Here is a 20,609-nt window from a genome sequence, read left to right as displayed (position 1 = left end):
CTTAGCTTCCCTGCGCGGTGGCCGCGTCGTCGAAGAAGTAATCGCGCCAGCTTTGCGGCTTGTTCTTGATCGCGCCCACCTTGTGCATGAATGCCGCCAGCGCATACGTGTTCTGTGGCGCCACCTTGAACTGCACCTCGGGATTGCTGATGATGCGGATCAGGAAGTCGCGGTCGATCTTGGCGCCGGCCAGCCTGATGTAGATGTCGGCCGCCTGTTCGGGGTGTGCGCTTGCGAACTGCGCGGCCTCCTGCAATGCGGCCTGGAACGCCGCATAGGTCTTGGGATTTTCGCGGCGGAATTTCTCGGTGGCGAACAACACCGTCGATGAGCCCGGCCCGCCCAGCACGTCATAGGATTTCAGCACGATGCGCGCATTGGCATTGCCGGCCAGCTCTTGCTCCTGGAACGGCGGATTGCCGAAATGGCCGGTGATCTCGGTGCCGCCGGAGATGATCGCCGCGGCGGCATCCGGATGCGGCAAGGCCACCGAAATGGCATCCAGCCTGTTGTAGTGTTCGTCGCCCCACAGCTTGGCCGACGCAAGCTGCAACACGCGCGCCTGCACCGAAACGCCAACGGCGGGCAGCGCAATGCGGTCCTTGTCGGTGAAGTCGGCAATCGTCTTCACACGCGGGTTGTTGCTGACCAGGTAATAGGGAAAGTTGCCCAGCGACGCCACGCCTCGCACGTTCTGGCGTCCCAGGGTACGGTCCCAGATCGTCAACAGCGGCCCCACGCCGGCGCCGGCGATATCGATGGCGCCCGAAAGCAGGGCGTCGTTGACGGCAGCGCCGCCCGACAGGCGCGTCCATTGCACATCGATGTCCACGCCGGCCTGCCTGCCGTGCTTTTCTATCAGTTGCTGGTCGCGCGCCACATTGAGCAGCAGATAAACGATGCCGTATTGTTCGGCGATGCGGATGCGGCCCTCGGCCAGCGCAGGCGTGGGCGAGGCCAGCGCCAGGACGGCGATGAAGGCTCCAAGCAAGGACGCGGATACATAGCGGGCAAGGCGTTGGCGAACGGTTTCGTGGGATCGCATGAGGAATTCCTGGCTGATGTCGGGGGGTGCGGCAGACGCGCGTCAGAACGGCGCGTCGCCTTCGATCGTGGTGCGGTACAGCTTGCGACGCAGCTCGGGCGGACAACCGGCGGCCAGGTGGATCAGCGAACGGTTATCCCAGAACACCAGATCGTGGTCGCGCCACTGATGGCGATAGATGTGCTCGGAGCGGGTGCTGTGCGCGAACAGCTCGTCCAGGATCTGCCGGCTCTCGTCCGCAGCCACGCCTTCGATGCGCGTCGTGAAGCCCTCGCTGACGAACAGCGCGCGCCGGCCGGTTTCCGGATGCGTGCGCACGACCGGGTGCGCCACCTCCTGCACCTGCGCCAGCTGGGCCGCGCTCAACGTCGGGCGCCAGTTTCCTTCCTTCTGCAGCTGGCCGTACTTGGCCAGATAGGAATGCACCGCGCGCCGGCCATCGACCGCCTCGCGCAATGCGCGCGGCAGCGTTTCGTAGGCGCGATGCATATTGGCAAACAGCGTATCGCCGCCGATGGCGGGCAGTTCCTGCGCATGCAGCAGCGAACCCAGGCTGGGCAGCGGCTTATACGAGATATCCGAATGCCAGTATTTGCCGGCGTCGCCCAGGCCGACCGGCGCGCCGTTCTCGACGATGTTGGACACCACCAGGATTTCCGGGTTATGCGCAAGGTGGAACTGATGCAGCACATGGATCATCAGGCGGCCGAAGCGGCGGCTGAAATCGATGTGCTGCCGGGGCGTGATGCGCTGGTCGCGAAACACCACCAGGTGATGATCCAGGTGCGCACGGCGCACGCGGGCAAAATCGGCGGCACTCAGCGCACGCGCCAGGTCGATGCCGACGATCTCCGCGCCCAGCGCGTCGTTCAACGGCCGGACCGTGAAGTCCTGGGACGGGCCGTGCGCGAGCACGTCGGGAGGGAAAGCGATGGAAGGCTGGCGCAGTGCGTTGGCATGGGACATGGAACCGCTCCTTGTTCAGGAGCGATCCATTATGAAAACGCGCAAGCCCTATACCAACGATTTAATCGGCCTTTGCACAAAGCCTGGTGTCATATGCCATTGCCGGCCATATGCATATAACCCGCCGCATCAGGCGCTCGGCAGATAGGCCTGCACCAGCTTGACCCAGTAGCTGGCGCCCACCGGCAACAGTGCATCGTTGAAGTCGTAGTTGGAGTTATGCAGCTGGCACGGCCCCATGCCGTGGTAGGTTTCCAGCCGATGATCGCCATCGCCGTTGCCCAGGAACAGATAGCAGCCCGGCACCTTTTCCAGGAAGAAGGAAAAATCCTCGGCGCCCATGAACGGCGGAATATCGCGGTCCACCTGGCCGCTGCCGAAGGACTGCTCGGCCACCTGCGCGGCGAAAGCGGTCTCCGCCTCCCAGTTCACCAGCGGCGGATAGGCGCGCACGAAATCCAGGTCGCCGGTTGCGCCATACACCTGCGGCAGCGTCGTGGCGATGCGCCGCATGTCTTCCTCGATGCGGTCGAGCGCCGCCACCGTATAGGTACGCACCGTACCGCGCAACACCGCGCTGCCGGGAATCACGTTGTAGGCGTCGCCGGCATGGATCTGCGTGATCGACAGTACCGCGGAATCCAGCGGATCCTTGCTGCGCGAAATGACGGTCTGCAGGGACTGCACCATTTCGGCCGCGATCACGATAGGATCGATGGAGCGATGCGGCTGCGCGGCATGGCCTCCCACGCCGTTGATGACGATGTCCCAGCGATTGCTCGACGCCATGGCCGGCCCGGCGCGGAAGCCGAATGTGTTGGCCGGCATGCCGGGCATGTTGTGCATGCCGAACACGGCGTCGCACGGAAAGCGATCGAACAGGCCGTCCTCCATCATGGCGCGGGCCCCGGCGTTGCCGCCTTCCTCGGCCGGCTGGAAGATGAAATGCACCGTGCCGTCGAAATCGCGATGCGCGGCCAGGTACTGCGCCGCGCCCAGCAGCATGGCCGTGTGGCCGTCATGGCCGCAACCGTGCATGCGGCCCTCGATGGTGGAGCGATGCGCGAAGCGGTTGTGCTCGGGCATCGGCAAGGCGTCCATGTCCGCGCGCAGCCCGATGCGCTTGCCGCCCGAACCCGCGCGCAGCACGCCGACCACGCCGGTCTTGCCCAGCCCCGTATGCACCTCCAGCCCCCATTCGCGCAATTTTTCCGCCACCAGGGCAGACGTGCGCGTCTCGTTGAACGCCAACTCGGGGTGGGCATGGATATCGCGGCGCAACGCGGTGAGGTCGGCGTGCGCGCGTTCGATGGCTTCGATGGTCTTCATGGCAAGGATCCGGACAGTTGGACGTTTCCGTTTCTTTTAGCACAGCGCGCGGCGCGCTCAGGCCTGCTGCGCCGCGGCAATGTCATTGAGGTGGCAGGCGCTGGTATGGCCCGGCGCGATCTCGCGCAGCAAGGGCCGTTCCACGCTGCAGCGCGGCATGGCATGCGGGCAGCGCGGATGGAACGCACAGCCAGGCGGCGGCGCCAGCGGCGACGGCAGTTCACCCTTGATGGGCCGGTACTGGCGCCGTTGCACCCGCAGCGTGGGCAACTCGGCCAGCAAGGCCTGCGTGTACGGATGGTTGGCATGCTCGAACACCTGGATGGTCGGCGCCAGCTCGACGACACGCCCCAGGTACATGATGGCCACCCGGTCCGATATATGGCTGACCACGCTCAGGTTGTGGCTGATGAACAGATACGTCAGCCCCAGATCTTGGCGCAGTTGCGCGAACAGGTTGATCACCTGTGCCTGGATGGAAACATCCAGCGCCGCCACGGCCTCGTCGCAGACGATGACCGCGGGCTTGAGCGCCAATGCGCGGGCGATACCGATGCGCTGGCGCTGTCCGCCCGAGAACTGGTGCGGATAGCGCTGCGCATAGGCCGGGTCCAGGCCCACCTGGCGCATCAGGCCGGCCACGTATTCGGCCTTGTCGCGGGAAAGCACCATGCCATGGGCCACGGGCGCCTCCCCGATGATGTCCCTCACGCGCATGCGCGGATTGAGCGACGCATACGGATCCTGGAAGATCATCTGCACACCCAGCTCGTAGGCGCGGCGCTGCGAGGCCCCCATCTGCGCCACCGGCGCGCCGCGCCATGCGATCGTGCCGCCGGAAGGCCGCAGGATGCCGGCGGCCATGCGGCCCAGCGTGGATTTTCCGCAGCCGGACTCGCCGACAATGCCCAGGACCTCGCCGGGGGCCACATCCAGATCGACGTCCGCCACCGCGTGCACCACCTGCGTGCGCAACCCGGCGCCAAACAGGTTGGCGATGCGTCCGGCAAGATCGACCGATTGCACGAAGCGCATCTCCAGGTTCCGCAAGGCAAGCACCGGCGCGTTCATCATGCCTCTCCCGCGTGCCAGCAACGTACCCAGTGCGCCGGACGCACCTCGACCGGTTCCGGCGCCTGCAGGCAGGCCTGCGAAGCACGCGGACAGCGCGTGCGAAACGCACAGCCGGCGGGCAGGTTCAACAGCGATGGGGTCATTCCCGGTATCTGGTCCAGCGGCTTGCCGCGCGTATCCGGCGTGGGAATCGACGCGATCAGGCCGTGCGTGTACGGATGCATCGCGTGCTCGATCACATCGGCGGCGCTGCCCGTCTCGACAATGCGCCCGGCATACATCACCGCCACGCGATCGGCCAGTCCGGCCACCACGGCCAGGTCATGCGTGATCCATATCAAGGCCGTGCCGGTTTCCTCGCACAGCTTGCGCATCTCGTAGAGGATCTGGCCCTGTATGGTCACATCCAGGGCGGTGGTCGGTTCGTCGGCGATGATCAGGCGCGGCGAATTGAGCAAGGCAATGGCGATCGCCACCCGCTGGCGCATGCCGCCCGACAGCTGGTGCGGATAGGCGCGCAGGCGCTCGCGCGGCGCGGGTATGCCGACCATGGTCAACACTTGCAGGGCGCGCTGGTAGGCTTCGCCACGGCTGACGCGCCGGTGCGCCAGCACCGTCTCGACCATCTGCGTATCCACCCGCAGTACCGGATTGAGCGTCATCATCGGGTCCTGGAAGATCATGGCCATGGCATCGCCACGCAGCGCGCGCCAGCGTGCCGGCGCCGCCTGGCGCAGGTCCTCTCCGTCGAACCTGATCTCACCTTCCACCACCCGTCCTGGCTCGTCCAGCAAGCCGATCAGCGAGAATCCGGTGATGCTCTTGCCCGAACCCGACTCGCCCACCAGGCCCAGTATCTCGCCGTGGCGCAAATACATGTCCACTCCGTCCACAGCCTTGACCACGCCGGCGCGCGTGGCGAACTGCGTTTTCAGGCCCTTGACCTCCAATACCGGCCGGGTGGCCGATTCGGGCGGGCTGGACAGGCTTGCTTGCATGCGTGGGCTCTTGTTCGTGGCGGGCCTCAGCCCGCATTGCGAGGATTCAGGACATCGCGCAGATGGTCGCCCACCAGGTTGATGGCGATGATGGCAATCGCCAGCGCGATACCCGGAAAGAACGAGATCCAGTAATGGCCGGACAGCAGGTATTCGAAACCGTTGGCGATCAGCATGCCCAGCGACGGCTCGGTCACCGGCACGCCGACGCCCAGGAACGACAGCGTGGCCTCCAGCGCGATCGCATGCGCCAGGTCGATCGTGGCGATGACGATGAGAGGCGGCATGCAATTGGGCAGCACATGGCGCAGCAACACGCGCCCCCAGCCCAGCGACAGGCAGCGCGCCGCCTCGACGTATTCCTTGCCGCGTTCGACCAGCGCGGCGCCGCGCGCGGCGCGCGCGAAATAGGCCCATTGCACCACCACCAGCGCAATGATCACCTTGTCCACGCCCTTGCCCAGGATGGCCAGCAGGATCAGCGCCACCAGAATGGCCGGGAACGAAAGCTGGATATCCACGATGCGCATCAGCAGCGCGTCGATGCGGCCGCCGAAGTACGCCGCGATCAGGCCCACGGTGGCGCCGATGGCGAACGCCGCCAGCACCGACACCGTGCCAACGATCAGGCTGGTGCGCATGCCATAGATGATGGCCGACAGCACATCGCGCGCCAGGCCATCGGTACCCAGCCAGTAGCGCATGCTGCCGTCGCCGGCCTCGCTGCCTGGCGGCAGTTTCGAATCGAGGATATCCAGCCCGCCGATATCGTAGGGATTCTGCGGCGCGATCCACGGCGCGAACACCGCCGCCCCCACTACGACCAGCAACAGCGCCAGGCCCAGCAGTGCCAGCTTGCTGGCGCAGAAATCGCTCAGGAAGCGCCGCAGCGGCGCCTCTTCGCCAACTGGCGCCGGGACGGGGGAAAGTTGGACAGGCGCGGTCATTGGCGGCTATCCAGGCGTACGCGCGGATCCAGCACCGTATAGATGATGTCCACGACGAGATTGAGCATGACCAGGAAGAACACGATCAGCAGCAGGTAAGCCACCACCACGGGGCGATCCAGGTTGATGATGGAATCGATCAGCAGCTTGCCCATGCCCGGCCACGAGAAAACGGTTTCCGTCACCACCGCGAACGCCACCACCTGGCCGAACTCCAGGCCGGCGACCGTCACGATGGGAATCAGGATGTTCTTCAGCAAATGCACGCCCAGCACACGCTTTTCCGGCAGGCCCTTGGCGCGCGCGAACTTGATGTAATCCTGCGGCAGGCTCTCGCGCGTGGCCGCGCGCGTCACGCGGATGATCATGGCGCATTTCGCCAGCGCAATGGTGGCCGCCGGCAGGATCAGGCTGGCCCAGCCATCCAGCGTCAGGACGCTGAGCGACAGGCCTGCCACGCTGACGGTCTGGCCTCGTCCGCTGGCCGGCAACCAGCCCAGCGTCACCGCGAATATCATGATCAGCATCAGGCCGACCCAGAAATTCGGCAGCGAAAACCCCAGCACCGAACCCGTCATGATGACGCGCGAGGCCGGCGCCTTGGGCTTGAGGCCCGCGCGTATGCCCAGCGGCACGCCGATCAGCACCGACAGCAGCATGGCCACGCAAGCCAGCTCCAGCGTGGCCGGCATGCGTTCCAGGATGAGCCGCATGGCCGGTTCGCCGGTCAGGAAGCTGTTGCCGAAGTCGCCGCGCACCGCCTGGCCCATGAAGATCAGGTACTGCTTCCACAGGGGCTGGTCCAGCCCCAGCGACACGCGGATGGCCGTGCGCTGCGCTTCGGTGGCTTCCGGGCTGGCCAGCATCGACACGGGGTCGCCCACCATGTAGATGCCGGCAAACACCAGCGCCGACATCACCAGCATGACCACGACTGTCTGCAGCAGCCTGCGTATGATGGTTGCCAGCACGCGCGGCTCCGCGTCTCGCCTATTTCTTCACCGTGGCGTACTGCACCAGCGTGGTCTGGTCGGGACGCCCGGTATAGCGGATGTCGTTCTTCATGGCCCACACCGACAGCTCGAAATGCACCGGCAGCATGGCGTAGTCGTCCATGGCCAGATTGCTGGCCTTTTGCAGCAACTCGGCGCGCTTAGCGTCATCCATGGTCGATGAAGCCTGCTTGACCAGCTCGTCCATCGCCGGGTTCGAATAGCGGCTGCGGTTCGTGGTACCCAGGCCAGCCTCGGGGTTGCGCGTAACCAGCAGCGAGGTCAGGGCGTTGGACATCTCGCCGCTGGTCACCGACCAGCCCGCCAGATAGGCGCTGAACGCATAGCTGTCGCGGTTCTTGAAGAACACCGGCGGCGCCATCGAATCCACGCTGGTCTTCACGCCGATACGCGTCCACATCGACGCGATGGCCTGCGCCACCTTGGCGTCGTTGACATAGCGGCCGGACGGCGAACCCAGCGTGATGGAAAAGCCATTGGGATAGCCTGCTTCCTTCAACAAGGCCTTGGCCTTTTCCACATCGGCCTTGGGCGCCTGCGAATGCTCCTTGGAAGAACCGAACATCGGATAAGGCAGCAGATTGCCGGCCGGTTTGGCCACGCCGCCCATCACGCGATCGACGATCGCGTCGCGGTTCAAGGCCAGCGACAACGCTTCGCGCACCCGCTTGTCCTTCATCGGATTCTTGTCCGTGCCCTGTACGCCCGGACTGGGCTCGGCATACTGGTCCAGCGCCAGATACACCACGCGCACCGACGGCGTTTCCTCGACGTACAGTTTCTTGTCGGCCTTCAACTTGGGCAGGTCATCGGTGGGCGGATCCTCGATCATGTCGACGTCCCCGGCCAGCAAGGCCGCCACGCGCGCCGCCGCATTGGTCATGGGCCGGTAGGTCACCTTGTCCCAGGCGGGCGGCTTGCCCCAATAGTTTTCGTTGCGCGCCAGCACGAATTCGGCGCCGCGCTTCCACGACACGAACTTGTACGGTCCGGTGCCGATCAGTCCATTGCCGCTGTTGAGCTCCGTCGTTGTCTTGCCTTCCGGCGCCGGGCCCGAAGCGGCCTTCTTCGACATGATGGGCAATTGCGCCAGGTTCACCAGCAGCAGGGGCGTCACATCCTTGGTGGTGATACGCACCGTCAGCGGATCGACCGCCTCGGTCTTGGCCACCGCCCCCAGGTACAGCGTGAACGGCGACGGACTGTTGGGAACCTTGGGAATGCGGTCATAGGTGAAGACCACGTCCTCCGCCGTGAACGGCGTGCCATCGGAGAACTTCACATCCGGGCGCAGCTTGAACGTCCACACCTTGCCATCGACGGTCCACGACTCGGCCAGCGCGGGCTGCGGCTTGAGCTGCTCGTCCACGCGCACGATGGGATCGAAGATGGTCTGGGAAATCTGGGTATTGGGAGTCAGCGCGTGGTACTGCGGATCCATCGAACTGGGCTCCGTCTTCAACGCCACCACCAGATCGCGGGCCAGCGCGGCGCTTGCCCCGCCCAACGCCAACGCCACGATTACCGAGCCGCAGGTCACTACACGTGAAAGCCGAGAAATCATCTTGCTCTCCCATGGATGTTCGGGTTCAGGACCAACGGCCCACGTTAACCAGCAAACATCGGGCGGCGCAACAGTTATATTCCCTTATTGTCCTTACCTTTACGCAGATGCTTGCCATGTCCCTGTACGCCCCCATTGCTGCAATCGCTACGGCCCCCGGCCGCGGGGGCATCGGCGTGGTGCGCATATCCGGGCCCGATCTCGCCGAACTTGCACAACGGCTGTTCGGGCGTCCGCTGACGCCGCGCCACGCGCACTACCTGCCGTTTCGCGCCGCCGACGGCGAGGTGATCGACGAAGGGCTCGCCATCTACTTCCGTGCTCCGCACTCCTATACCGGCGAAGACGTACTGGAGCTGCAGGGACATGGCGGCCCCGCCGTGCTGCGCCGCATCCTGGCGCGCTGCCTGCAGGCGGGCCACGACCTCGGACTGCGTCCGGCCGAACCCGGCGAGTTCACCCGCCGCGCCTTTCTCAACGAGCGCCTCGACCTGGCTCAGGCCGAGGCCGTGGCCGACCTCATCGACGCCTCCTCGGAAGCCGCCGCGCGCGGCGCCATGGCGTCGCTGTCGGGCGAGTTCTCGCAGCGCGTCAACGACCTGTCCGACCGCATCATCCACCTGCGCATGCTGGTGGAAGCCACCCTGGACTTTCCCGAAGAAGAAATCGACTTCCTCGAGAAATACCAGGCGCGGCCCACGCTGCAGGCGCTCACGCACGACCTCGACACGCTCATTGCCCAGGCGCGCCAGGGCGTGATCCTGCGCGAAGGCCTGCACGTCGTGCTGGCCGGCAAACCCAATGTGGGCAAGTCCAGCCTGCTCAACGCCCTGGCCGGCGACGACATCGCCATCGTCACGCCCATCGCGGGCACCACGCGCGACAAGGTCGTGCAGGAGATCCACATCGATGGCGTACCGCTGCACATCGTCGACACCGCCGGCTTGCGCGACACCGACGACGCCGTCGAAAGCATAGGCATCGAACGCACCTGGAAAGAGATCGAGCGCGCCGACCTCATCCTGCACCTGCAGGACGTCACCCAGCCGCCCGATCACCTCGACGCGCAAATCGTCAGGCGCCTGCCCGCGCGCACGCCGGTGCTAAACGTCTTCAACAAAGTCGATCTGCTCGACGCGGCGTTCCAGGGCCGGCCCGACAGCCTGGCCATCTCCGCGCGCGGCGGCATCGGCCTGGACGCATTGCGCCAGCGCCTGCTGCAACTGGCCGGCTGGAACCCCGGCGCCGAATCGCCATGGCTGGCGCGCGAACGCCATCTGCATGCGCTGCAACAGGCCGCGCAGCATCTCGAGATCGCCACCGAACACGCCCGCGAGGACGACCGCGTGCTGGACCTGTTCGCCGAAGAGCTGCGCCTGGCGCACGAAGCCCTGACCGGCATCACCGGCAAATTCACCAGCGACGACTTGCTGGGCGAGATCTTTTCGAGTTTCTGCATCGGCAAGTAGCCCGCCCGGCCAACAGGCAGGCGATGGCCGCGGCCTGCAGCGCCGCCGCGGCCACGAACAGCCATGGCGCCGACGCCGCGTCCGAGACGCCGCGCAACATCCCGAAGACCGCCGGTGCGAACGCGTAGGCGGCTTGCGACAAGGCGACGATGAGCGGCACCACGCGCCGCACACTGGCCGGATCGAACTCGTTTTGCGCGATCAGCGGCGGCAGCGAGGTGGCGTTGCCGATACCCGAGCCGAACAGCAGCAGGCCCAGCCAGACCAGGGCCGGCGTGTCGCCGGCCGCCAGCAGAAGCAAGGCCCCTAGCGCCTGGATGGCATAGGCATGCGACGCCAGCAGGCGGCGATCGGACCCCGCGCCGGCGATGCGGCCCACGATCGTGCGGCCTGCTATCGCGCAGCCGGTTGCCGCGCCCATTGCCAGCCCGGCCGTGCCCGGACCCAAGGTAGGAACGAGCAGCGAGTACAGGTGCGCGACCAGGCCCATCTGGGCGAACAGACCCAGCGACATGGCCGCGGCCAGGGTGACGAAGCGCCGATCCTCGCGCAGGCGGCCCGCAGGCCTGGCGGGCGGCGCCGGGTTTGCGGCCGGGCGAGGCGCGACCGCCTCGCCGTCCGGCGCCTGCCCCGTATTGGCCGGCGTGCGCGTAAAGACCAGGCTGGCCAGCACGGCGATCACCAGCACCATGGACGCGCCCACCACGCCCGCGGCCCAGGCGAACCCCCGGGCCTGGATCAGCAGCGCCCACAATGGGGAGAAGACAATGCCGCCTACGCTCGCACCGTTGTACGCCATGCCCAGCGCGGCGGGCCGCCGGACCACGAACCACGGTTCGATCAGGGCGTTGATCGCCGCGGCCCCCAGCGCCGCCCAGCTGGCGCCGCTCACCAACGCGGCAATGGCCAATTGCCACGGCGTGGCCGCCACGGCCCAGCCGAATGTGCCCAGCGCGCTTCCCAGCGCCCCGCAGAACGTGACCATGGGAATGCCGGCAAGGCGGTACAGCCGCCGCAGGTTGGCCACGGCCAGCGCCCCTGCCACGAAGTGCAGCGTGACCATGCCCGCCACCCATTGCAGCGGCCAGCCGGTGCGTTCGACGACGGCATGCAGGAATACTGGCGGCCCATAGAAGCCCATTCCCCAGCCGTAGATGGCCATGACGAAACTTGCCGCCAGCACCTGGCGTCCGGCGAAGGGGGTCGAGTGTCGGGTCATGCTGCCTCGGGTTGATGTCGCGCGAACCGCAGTATGGGTTGGCCAGCTCCCGCTTGCTTCATGCCTGGCCGAAGCATGGAAGGCGCCGTCCGAGACCGGATTTCCTGCTCAATTTTTGATCACGGCGTCCAGGAGACGCCATCATCGGGCGAGGCCCGCGCGCGCTTGCCGCGCCGCTGATTTACGCTGTATGGGCCTGCCAGCAGGCTGGAAAACGGGGTTGGGAAACCGTATTTCGGGCCGGACATCCCCCGGATCCAGGCCATGGCGCCCTGTGGATAACCACTGGGAGGCAAGCTTGTGCACAGTATGTGGACCCGGGTTGAACAAGCTTGCTTTTCGGCCATGGTCCGAAATGTTGTCCAACTTCGGCTCTCCAGCCAAACAGACCTAGTGCACAGCCTAAAAGCTTCGCAAGCGTATGAAATAAAATCCCTTTTCAGGGTTAAGGTAGTTATCCACAGCCCTTATTAATCATTAGTCTTTATATAAAGAACACTATAAGGAAAAACATCAAACATGCCAGCCGCCAGCCGTTCACGCTGCAAAATCCAGCCATGCGCATTCTGTTGATCGAAGACGAAGCCGAACTCGCCCGCTGGCTATCGCGCAGCCTTGCCCGCCATGCCGGGTTCGTGGTCGAATGGGCCGATGACGGCCTGCTGGCCGAACGCCGCCTGGCCGTGGAAGAGTTCGATGCCATCATCCTGGACCTCGGCCTGCCCGGCATGGACGGCCATACCCTGTTGACCCGCATCCGCGCCCGCGACGACCGTACGCCAGTCCTGGTCCTGACCGCGCGCGATTCGCTGGCCGAAAGAGTGGGTACCCTGCACCAGGGCGCCGACGACTTCCTGCCCAAGCCTTTCGTGCTGGAGGAGCTCGAAGCCCGCCTGACCGCACTGATCCGCCGCAGCCGCGGACGGGAACATCCCCGCCTGACGCTGGGCGACCTGGCACTGGATACCGCGTCACAGCGATTCACCGTCAAAGGGCAGCCGCTGGCGCTTTCGCCCCGGGAACATGCGGTGCTGCGCGCCCTGATCCAGCGCAGCGGCGAACCGTTGAACAAGCAACAGATCCTCGATCGCATCCAGTCCAGCGACAGCGATGTCAACCTGGAGGCCATCGAGGTCCTGGTCCATCGGCTGCGCAAGAAGCTGGCCGACACCGGCGTACAGATCGTCACCATGCGCGGCATGGGCTATTGCCTGGAGAACGCTGTTGACAACCCGTAGGCAGGAAAAAACCCGCCATCGCACGCTGAAGACGGTGTTGCTGTGGTGGCTGATTCCCGCGCTGGTTTTCGTCATGACCGGAGCCTTGTGGCTGTCCAACCAGCAACTGCGCAACCAGGTCGACATCGCCTACGACCGCTCGCTTTCCGGAGCGCTGCGATCCATCGACCACAACATATCCACAGCCAGCGGGGGACTGTCGCTCGAACAGCCCTACCTGATGCTGGAGTTCTTCGAACTGACCGCCAACGGCAACGTCTACTACCGGGTGGCGACCGAAGACGGCCTGGCCGAGATCGGCAACCCCCAGTTGCCGCTGCCGCCGCAGCCGCTGGTCTCCGGCCAGCCGCAGTTTTTCTACGCTGAGTACCTGGGCCAGCCGGTACGGGTGGCGGCGCTGGCGCGGCCGATGGATCCGCCGCTTTACAACGATAAAGGGGGACGTATAATCGTCCAGGTCGCCGAAAGCCTGGAGACCCGGCAGGACTTCCTGCATCGGGCGCTGGTGCGCTCGGTGGAACGCGACCTCGCGGTGGTGATGATCAGCGTGTTGGTGGTCATCTGGAGCGTTTTCATGGCGCTGCGGCCGCTCGAACGGTTGCGCGAGGAAGTTGCAAGCCGTTCTGCGGACGATCTAAGCCCCGTGAGCGCGTCGGAGATGCCAGGGGAGGTCCAGCCCCTCATCCACGCCGTAAACCTCCACATGGCCCGATTTACGGCCTTGGCGAGGGTGCAGCGGCAGTTCCTCGACGACGCGTCGCATCAATTGCGCACGCCGCTGTCGGTATTGCGGACCCAGACGGCCTATGCCTTGCGTGAAACAGACCCCCAGGAGGTCCGTACAGCCCTCCTGGCGATGCAGGACGGCCTGGACAGGGCGGTACGCACCACCAACCAGATGCTCGCGCTGGCGCGCGCCAAGGACGCCTCGCTGGCCGAGGGCGGCCTGCCGCTGGAAACGGTCGACCTGGCCGAGCTGGCCGACGGCGTCATCCGGGCCTTGTTGCCGGCTGCCCGGGCCAGGCAACTGGACCTGGGGCTGGATGTGCAGGCCGCGCCGGTCCGGGTACAGGCTGTCGAGTGGCTGTTGCGCGAGGCGCTGAGCAACCTGGTCGACAACGCCATCCGGTATACGGCGCGCGGCAGCGAAGTCACGGTCAAGGTCCATGCCGAGGGTGGCCATGCCTGGCTGGTGGTGGAAGACAACGGGCCCGGCATGTCGGCCGAGGACATTGCGCGCGCCAGCGTACGGTTCCGCCGGGGCGCAGCCGGCAAGAACAAGTCGGGGGCGGGCCTGGGGCTGGCCATTGTGCGGACCATCATCGAAATCCACGGCGGCCAGCTGGTGCTGGAAAACCGCCAGCCGCAGCCGGGTTTGCGCGCGGCACTGGTGTTTTCCCTAGGTTTCAAGGGAAATGCTGCGCTGCCGCACGAAATTGTGGTGATCTGAAAGGTTCCGGAAAGGCAGGGTTGGGTACGGTGCTCATCCGTTGGCCTGCGATCTGCGCGATCGTTCCATGGCCATCCATGTCCGCACGACATGCCAACAACGATCTCGGAGACCGCATCGATGCATACCCTGGCGAAATTCCGCGCGACTGCTGCCGCCCTGGCTGGCCTGTGCGCCCTGTTCATTGGCAACGCCGCCCATGCGGCCAGCGACGAGCCGCGTCGGCCCGAGTGCATTGCCCCGGCCCAGCCCGGCGGCGGCTTCGACCTGACCTGCCGGCTGGCTACCGAAGGCCTGAAGCAATCGGGCGCGCTCAAGGCGCCCATGCGCATCGTCTACATGCCTGGCGGCATTGGCGCCGTGGCCTACAACAACATCGTGGCCCAGCACCCGGGCGAGGCCGGCACCATCGTTGCCTTTTCCGGTGGTTCGCTGCTCAATCTGGCGCAAGGCAAGTTCGGCAAGTATTCGGTCGACGACGTGCGTTGGCTGGCCGGTATCGGCGCCGATTATGGCGTGGCCGTGGTCCGCAACGATTCGCCCTATACCGACCTCAAGGGCCTGATGGAGGCCTTCAAGCAGGATCCCACCAAGATCGTGCTGGGCGCCGGCGGCACCGTGGGCAGCCAGGACTGGATGAAAGCGGCGCTGACGGCCAAGGCGGCCGGCGTTGATTTCAAGAAAATGCGTTTCGTCGCGTTCGAAGGTGGCGGCGAGGCGGTGACCGCGCTGCGCGGCGGCCACATCCAGGCCTACATGGGCGACGCCGCCGAGGCTTTCACCATGCTCGAAGGCGGCGCGCCGATCCGTGTGCTGGCGGTCTTCAACAGCGAGCGCCTGCCGGGCAAGCTGAACAACGTGCCGACGGCCAAGGAGCAGGGCTACGACATCGTATGGCCGATCATCCGCGGTTTCTACGTCGGTCCCAAGGTCTCCGACAAGGACTACCAGTTCTGGGTCGACGCGTTCGACAAGACGATGACTTCGCCCGAATACGCCAAGCTGCGTGAACAGCAGGGGCTGTTCCCGTTCAGCAAGACCGGCAAGGACCTGGACGACTACGTCAAGCAGCAGGTCAAGAACTACGCCGAGCTGGCCGACAGCTTCGGCCTCATCAAGAAGTAAACCGATCGCGCGGCCGGCGGCATGCGCCGCCGCCGCGCATCTTCCCAACGGTGCGCACGCAATCGGGGCGGTCCGCGCCGTGTTCTCGAATTGGATACGGGATCATGAATGATCGAATGTTGGGCGTATTCGCCCTGATCCTGGCCGCCTTCATGACATGGGCGGGCTGGGACATCGAAGCGCCGTTTGCCTACGAACCTGTAGGGCCGCGCGCATTTCCGATGCTTGTCGCACTCATCATCGGCCTGTGCGGCCTGCGCCTGGTCTACAAGGGCGGCCACCAGGTCGAGACCAACTCCGCCGGCGCCAACGCGCGCATCGCCCTGATGGTCGCGTATGCGGCCGCCTATGCGTTCCTGTTCCAGTGGCTGGGGTTTGTCATCGCCACGGCGCTGATGACCGTCGCGGTCGGCCGCCTGTTCGGCGGCAACTGGATCAAGTGCGCCATCGGCGGCCTGATCATGGGCGTGCTGTTCTTCCTGTTGTTCGACAAAGTCCTGGACGTGGTGTTGCCGGCCGGGTTGCTGGAGGGTCTGCTATGAGCGGCATTCTCGATCATCTTGCCATCGGTTTCGGCGTTGCCTTCTCGCTGACCAACGTACTGGTCGCGGCCATCGGTTCGTTCTTCGGAACCATGGTGGGCGTGTTGCCCGGGCTTGGCCCGATCAACGGCGTGGCCATGCTGATCCCGATCGCATTCGCGATGAACCTGCCGCCCGAAACGGCGCTCATCCTGCTTGCGGCGGTGTACGTGGGCGCCGAATATGGCGGCCGCATCACCTCGATCCTGCTCAACGTGCCGGGCGAGGCCAGCGCCATCATGACCACGCTGGATGGTTATCCGCTGGCGCGCCAGGGCCTGGCCAACGTGGCGTTGTCGCTGTCGGCGTGGTCCGCCTTTTTCGGCGCCATCGTGTCGGTGACCGGCATCATCCTGCTGGCGCCGCTGCTGGCCAAATGGGCGCTTGCCTTCGGGCCGGCCGAATACTTCGTGCTGATGGTGTTCGCCTTTTGCTGCCTGACCAGCCTGCTCGGCAAGCAACCCGTCAAGGGCGTGCTGGCGGCGATGATAGGGTTGGGCATTTCGGTGGTCGGGGTCGATTCGAACTCGGGCGTATACCGCTATACCTTTGATTCGGTGCACCTGTCCGACGGCATCGATTTCGTTGTCGTGGTGATCGCGCTGTTCGCCGTCAGCGAGATGCTGGAGATGCTGGAGAAGGTCGTGGCCGGACACAGTATCGAGGTCAAGCCGAGCGGCCGGAAACTGTTCAACCTTAAAGAATTGTCGTTCACGTGGTGGAGCGTGGTGCGCAGTTCGCTGGTGGGCTTCGGCGTGGGCGTGCTGCCCGGAGCCGGCGCCAGCGTGGCGGCGGCCGTTGCCTATTCGCAGGAAAAGCGCATCATCGAGAGCAAGGATCCCGACGCCAAGTTCGGCAAGGGCGATATGCGCGGCCTGGTGGCGCCCGAATCGGCCGCCACCGCGTCGGCAATCGGGTCTTTCGTGCCCATGCTGACGCTGGGCGTGCCAGGCTCGGGCACCACCGCCGTGATGATGGGCGCGTTGACGCTCTACAACATCACGCCCGGTCCGGTGCTGTTCGACAGCAAGCCCGAACTGGTGTGGGGCCTGATTGCCTCGCTGTTCATCGCCAACGTCCTGCTGTTCATCATGAACGTGCCGATGGTGCGAGTGTTCTCGAAGGTGCTGGCCGTGCCGGCGTGGATGATGGTGCCCGGCATCCTGTGCATCAGCTACATCGGCGTCTATGCGATCAATGCCGGCACGTTCGACCTGCTGATGGTGGTGGCCATTGGCGCGCTGGGCTACTTCCTGCGCAAGTTCGGCGTACCGATGGCGCCGCTGGTGCTGGGCGTGGTGCTGGGCGACATGATGGAGCAGAACCTGCGCCGGGCGCTGTCCATCACCAATGGCGATCCCGTGGTGCTGTATTCCAGCCCGGTATCGATAGGCCTGTGGATCGCGGCTGCCGCGGTGGTGATCGTTCCGCAATTGATGCGCCGCCTGAGCGCGCGCCGCAGGCAAGCCGCTCAGTCGTAGTCGATCGGCCGATTGAAAAATGCCGCGGTTCGCACCGCGGCATTTTTCTTGGGCGCACGCGGCGTCCTGGCGCGTTCAGACGTGGGCCAGACGCTCGATGGCGGCGTCCAGCGTAGCGTCCTGCTTGGCGAAACAAAAGCGCACCAGATGGTGGTTGGATTCGGGCGCGGCGGGATTCTGGTAGAACGCCGATACCGGGATCACGGTTACGCCATGGTCGATGGTGAGATGGCGCGCGAAATCGGCTTCGGCGTGCTTGGTGATCTCGCTGTAGTCGGCCAGCATGAAGAATGTGCCGGGGCTGGGCAGGGGGCGAAAACGCGTGTTGGCCAGGCCGGCCGCGAGGCGATCCCGCTTGGCCTGGTAGAACGCAGGCAGGTCCAGGTAGGGCTTGGGGTTGGCCATGTACTCGGCCAACGCGAATTGCATCGGCGAGGACACGGTGAACACCATGAACTGGTGGACCTTGCGCAGCTCGGCGCTGAGCTGGCGCGGCGCGCAGCAATAGCCGACTTTCCAGCCAGTGGTGTGATACGTCTTGCCAAATGACGAGATGACAAACGCATGTTCGGCCAGCAAAGGGCGGCGCGACAGGCTGGCGTGCGGCTTGCCGTCGAACACGATGTGTTCGTACACCTCATCGGACAACAACAGCACGCCCGTTTCGCGCACGATGGATTCCAGGGCGTCCAGGTCGCTTTCGTCGAGCACTGCGCCGGTCGGGTTGTGCGGGAAATTCAGCATGAGCAGCCGCGTGCGCGCGCCGATGGCGTCGCGTACGCGCTGCCAGTCGATGCGGTAGTACGGATCGTCGCGGGTGGGGGCGCGCAAGGGCACGGGCACGGCGGTGCCGCCGGCCAGGCGTATCGCCGGCAGGTACGAGTCGTAGCAGGGTTCGATCACCACGACTTCGTCGCCAGGGCCTACGGCCGCCAATACGGTGGCCATCAACGCTTCCGTGGCGCCGCTGGTTACGGTGATTTCGGTTTCCGGGTCGTAGGCATGGCCGTAGAGGGTCTTGACCTTGGCGGCGATAGCCTCGCGCAATGGCGCCACGCCAGGCATGTAGGGATACTGGTTGTGCCCGGCAGCCATGGCCTTGCCGACCAGGGCGCACAGTTCGGGGTCGGGATCGAAATCCGGGAAGCCCTGGCCCAGGTTGATGGCCTTGTGCTCGATGGCGAGCCGGCTCATGACAGTGAAAATCGTGGTGCCGACATCGGGCAGCTTGGATCGGATCATGGCAATGGTAGGAATGTGGACAAGCAATGGGAATGCGTTTCTCGTAAGTATCCCACTAACTCATCGCGTTCTTCGGCGCCCCGCCGGCGCCCGCGTGCGGGGCTTGCCGATGGACCGGTGGCCGCGGTCTTTTACGCGGTCGCCATGGCGGCCTCGGTTACTTGTGAGACAAGTGAAAAAAAAGCCACATAGGGGTAAACAACTATTTGTTCGCCTCGGAGGCGATGAGTATGCTGATCCTGCAGTTGATTCAAGCAGTGCGCAAACCCGGTTACTGTTGTAGATGGCAAGCCACAAACGCAACGTTGAAGCGGGTGCGTGTGCCCGCCGGTTGGTCAGTTGGTCAGCGTCCTTGATTCACTTGCATTTCTTTTTTTCGATATCAGGACGCTATAAAAAATGGCTCAAAAGGGCAAGGTCAAGTGGTTCAACGCCGACAAGGGTTATGGATTCATCACTCCGGACAGCGGCGGTACTGACGTATTCGCACATTTCTCTGCGATTCAAGGCCGCGGTTATCGCAGCCTGAACGAAGGTCAGGAAGTCGAGTTCGAAGTGAAGGATGGTCCGAAAGGACCTCAAGCGGCCGAAATTCGCCCGCTCTGAATCGGGAAATCCCGTTTTTCCCGCATACCAGGCCCAAGTGCCTGGTTACAACGCCCCAGGAACATAGCTTCTGGGGCGTTGTTGCTTTTGCCATCGCCGCACGGCATACAGTTAGTGCTTACTAACATCACTACGGGCTTGGATAACTTTGTGGATAAGCCTCCACCCGGCACCTGGGTCGGACAGGTTTGCGCGCGCCGACGCCGGACATGGTGCTGGAGTTTTACACAGCGGATGACATCGTTATTTCGCGCCACGGGTGGGACGATGGTGCGAGTCGCCCCGGGCAGCTTCTTTCGTTGATCTATGCTTGCCAGGGAAAATCTCCTGTAAATCCACGGTGTTACGCGATCAGATATGCATGCTGGGGTTTCCGGCGCAGATCCGGACGTCACGGTTTGGCGACCTCGGGCCCACCTCCATTACGGGTCGGGCCCGATTTGTTCACAAAGATATCCCCAATTTTCTTGCCCGTATCGAGACATATTCCAGGAGGATTCCTGATCGAAAAATCTGTGGATACTTCTGGGGATTGATCCCCAATTCAGCACGGTTGTGTACAGGCGCCATGGTTGTTCTTCGCCAGTGCCGGCATCGACGCCAGTCTCGAGTCGGTCATCAACCAACACGGGCGGATTCGACGGAGGGCATTGATGCGGCAACGGCACGCGTATCCCGATGCCCCGCCGGGCGATCGGGTTGTCCACAGGGGGCGGTGGATAAGATGGTGATGCTGGCCGCACAAATTTCCGCGTCCACGTATGAATGTTGCCTTGGTGTTGCCAGTCTCAGGCGGGTCCTAGCCGAAAGTATTAAGCCGTTGGATGGTAGCGTTTTCCCTGCGTGATCGATGCGGCTCGACGGACCTGAACGAGACACCGGTCTTATATTTCTGCTCCTCGGTGTTGGCAGTATTGAGTCGCGATGTTTCACGTGAAACGAAAATTGCCATTCGATGCCATGGCCCGTGGCCACCTGCTTTGATTACATGCTTCGTGGTGGGCATGCCGCTTGCGCGTATATCGGATTTGCCCGGCCCCCCGCTCAACGAGTCCAGGACATTCCGCAAGTCGGAGAAATCCTTGAGCCCAGCAACGGGCATGCGGCGTGTTGACGACGCCCGCGAGATTTCCTGGACGAGCCATCCCATTGGCCCTGCGTTTCGAGATCTTGTCCCGTGCGCGGGGGCCCGCGCAGCCCGGACATTCTGCCGGCACACGAAACGGGATGCGGATCGAGCCTGGAGATCGAATGTTGGGCGT

The 20,609-nt window shown here is 64.6% G+C and carries 17 protein-coding genes; 7 read left to right on the top strand and 10 right to left on the bottom strand.

Annotation, left to right across the window (positions count from 1 at the left end; translation table 11 throughout):
* Window position 1: 1 nt before the first annotated feature.
* The 8 genes from EL288_RS24285 to EL288_RS24250 all read right to left on the bottom strand — a co-directional run bounded on the left by EL288_RS24285 (window position 2) and on the right by EL288_RS24250 (window position 8,936).
* Window positions 2–1,045: an ABC transporter substrate-binding protein gene (locus EL288_RS24285; protein WP_003816034.1), complete on the bottom strand. Its 1,044-nt coding sequence runs from the start codon at window positions 1,043–1,045 to the stop codon at window positions 2–4.
* 42 nt (window positions 1,046–1,087) lie between these two features.
* On the bottom strand, window positions 1,088–2,011 hold the full coding sequence (locus tag EL288_RS24280; protein WP_003816037.1) for a TauD/TfdA dioxygenase family protein: 924 nt from the start codon (window positions 2,009–2,011) through the stop codon (window positions 1,088–1,090).
* 129 nt (window positions 2,012–2,140) lie between these two features.
* The gene (locus EL288_RS24275) at window positions 2,141–3,340 is read right to left on the bottom strand and encodes a M20 aminoacylase family protein (RefSeq protein WP_003816039.1); all 1,200 of its coding nucleotides are present in this window, start codon (window positions 3,338–3,340) and stop codon (window positions 2,141–2,143) included.
* Between the two features lie 57 nt (window positions 3,341–3,397).
* The gene (locus EL288_RS24270) at window positions 3,398–4,414 is read right to left on the bottom strand and encodes an ABC transporter ATP-binding protein (RefSeq protein WP_033448995.1); all 1,017 of its coding nucleotides are present in this window, start codon (window positions 4,412–4,414) and stop codon (window positions 3,398–3,400) included.
* Window positions 4,411–5,412 carry an ABC transporter ATP-binding protein gene (locus EL288_RS24265; RefSeq protein WP_003816044.1) on the bottom strand — a complete coding sequence of 334 codons (1,002 nt, stop codon included), beginning with the start codon at window positions 5,410–5,412 and terminating at the stop codon, window positions 4,411–4,413. The genes EL288_RS24270 and EL288_RS24265 overlap by 4 nt, the downstream gene beginning before the upstream one ends.
* Before the next feature lie 26 nt (window positions 5,413–5,438).
* Window positions 5,439–6,359 (bottom strand): ABC transporter permease, encoded by a 921-nt coding sequence (locus EL288_RS24260; protein ID WP_003816047.1) that lies wholly within the window; start codon window positions 6,357–6,359, stop codon window positions 5,439–5,441.
* The gene (locus EL288_RS24255) at window positions 6,356–7,330 is read right to left on the bottom strand and encodes an ABC transporter permease (RefSeq protein WP_003818272.1); all 975 of its coding nucleotides are present in this window, start codon (window positions 7,328–7,330) and stop codon (window positions 6,356–6,358) included. The genes EL288_RS24260 and EL288_RS24255 overlap by 4 nt, the downstream gene beginning before the upstream one ends.
* Window positions 7,331–7,349: 19 nt before the next feature.
* Window positions 7,350–8,936, bottom strand: coding sequence for an ABC transporter substrate-binding protein (locus EL288_RS24250; protein WP_003816050.1), 1,587 nt, complete (start codon window positions 8,934–8,936; stop codon window positions 7,350–7,352).
* Window positions 8,937–9,052: 116 nt separating this feature from the next.
* Here EL288_RS24250 and mnmE point away from each other — a divergent pair, with 116 nt between their 5' ends.
* Window positions 9,053–10,405, top strand: a complete 1,353-nt coding sequence (gene mnmE / locus EL288_RS24245) for a tRNA uridine-5-carboxymethylaminomethyl(34) synthesis GTPase MnmE (protein ID WP_003816053.1) — start codon at window positions 9,053–9,055, stop codon at window positions 10,403–10,405.
* Here the strand turns inward: mnmE and EL288_RS24240 are convergent.
* Entirely contained in the window at window positions 10,350–11,624 is a 1,275-nt protein-coding gene (locus EL288_RS24240) for an MFS transporter (protein ID WP_033458584.1), read from the bottom strand. The two genes, mnmE and EL288_RS24240, sit on opposite strands and share 56 nt — an antisense overlap.
* Before the next feature lie 557 nt (window positions 11,625–12,181).
* On the opposite strand from EL288_RS24240, the gene EL288_RS24235 reads away from it, so the two are divergent.
* The 5 genes from EL288_RS24235 to EL288_RS24215 all read left to right on the top strand — a co-directional run bounded on the left by EL288_RS24235 (window position 12,182) and on the right by EL288_RS24215 (window position 17,499).
* Window positions 12,182–12,862, top strand: coding sequence for a response regulator (locus EL288_RS24235; protein ID WP_003816057.1), 681 nt, complete (start codon window positions 12,182–12,184; stop codon window positions 12,860–12,862).
* On the top strand, window positions 12,849–14,312 hold the full coding sequence (locus EL288_RS24230) for a sensor histidine kinase (protein ID WP_010929564.1): 1,464 nt from the start codon (window positions 12,849–12,851) through the stop codon (window positions 14,310–14,312). The genes EL288_RS24235 and EL288_RS24230 overlap by 14 nt, the downstream gene beginning before the upstream one ends.
* A 120-nt stretch (window positions 14,313–14,432) precedes the next feature.
* The gene (locus EL288_RS24225; protein WP_010929565.1) at window positions 14,433–15,437 is read left to right on the top strand and encodes a Bug family tripartite tricarboxylate transporter substrate binding protein; all 1,005 of its coding nucleotides are present in this window, start codon (window positions 14,433–14,435) and stop codon (window positions 15,435–15,437) included.
* 104 nt (window positions 15,438–15,541) lie between these two features.
* The gene (locus tag EL288_RS24220; RefSeq protein ID WP_003816064.1) at window positions 15,542–15,979 is read left to right on the top strand and encodes a tripartite tricarboxylate transporter TctB family protein; all 438 of its coding nucleotides are present in this window, start codon (window positions 15,542–15,544) and stop codon (window positions 15,977–15,979) included.
* On the top strand, window positions 15,976–17,499 hold the full coding sequence (locus tag EL288_RS24215) for a tripartite tricarboxylate transporter permease (protein WP_003816065.1): 1,524 nt from the start codon (window positions 15,976–15,978) through the stop codon (window positions 17,497–17,499). The genes EL288_RS24220 and EL288_RS24215 overlap by 4 nt, the downstream gene beginning before the upstream one ends.
* A gap of 75 nt (window positions 17,500–17,574) precedes the next feature.
* On the opposite strand, the gene EL288_RS24210 is transcribed toward EL288_RS24215, so the two are convergent.
* Entirely contained in the window at window positions 17,575–18,741 is a 1,167-nt protein-coding gene (locus tag EL288_RS24210) for a pyridoxal phosphate-dependent aminotransferase (protein ID WP_014906142.1), read from the bottom strand.
* A gap of 399 nt (window positions 18,742–19,140) precedes the next feature.
* Here EL288_RS24210 and EL288_RS24205 point away from each other — a divergent pair, with 399 nt between their 5' ends.
* Window positions 19,141–19,347: a cold-shock protein gene (locus EL288_RS24205; RefSeq protein WP_003816068.1), complete on the top strand. Its 207-nt coding sequence runs from the start codon at window positions 19,141–19,143 to the stop codon at window positions 19,345–19,347.
* Window positions 19,348–20,609: the final 1,262 nt, after the last annotated feature.

The organism is Bordetella bronchiseptica, assembly GCF_900636925.1.
In the GTDB taxonomy this organism is placed as follows: domain Bacteria; phylum Pseudomonadota; class Gammaproteobacteria; order Burkholderiales; family Burkholderiaceae_B; genus Bordetella; species Bordetella pertussis.
The sequence above is the reverse complement of the archived record's forward strand: the minus strand, read 5'-3'. Positions and strand labels throughout refer to the sequence as shown.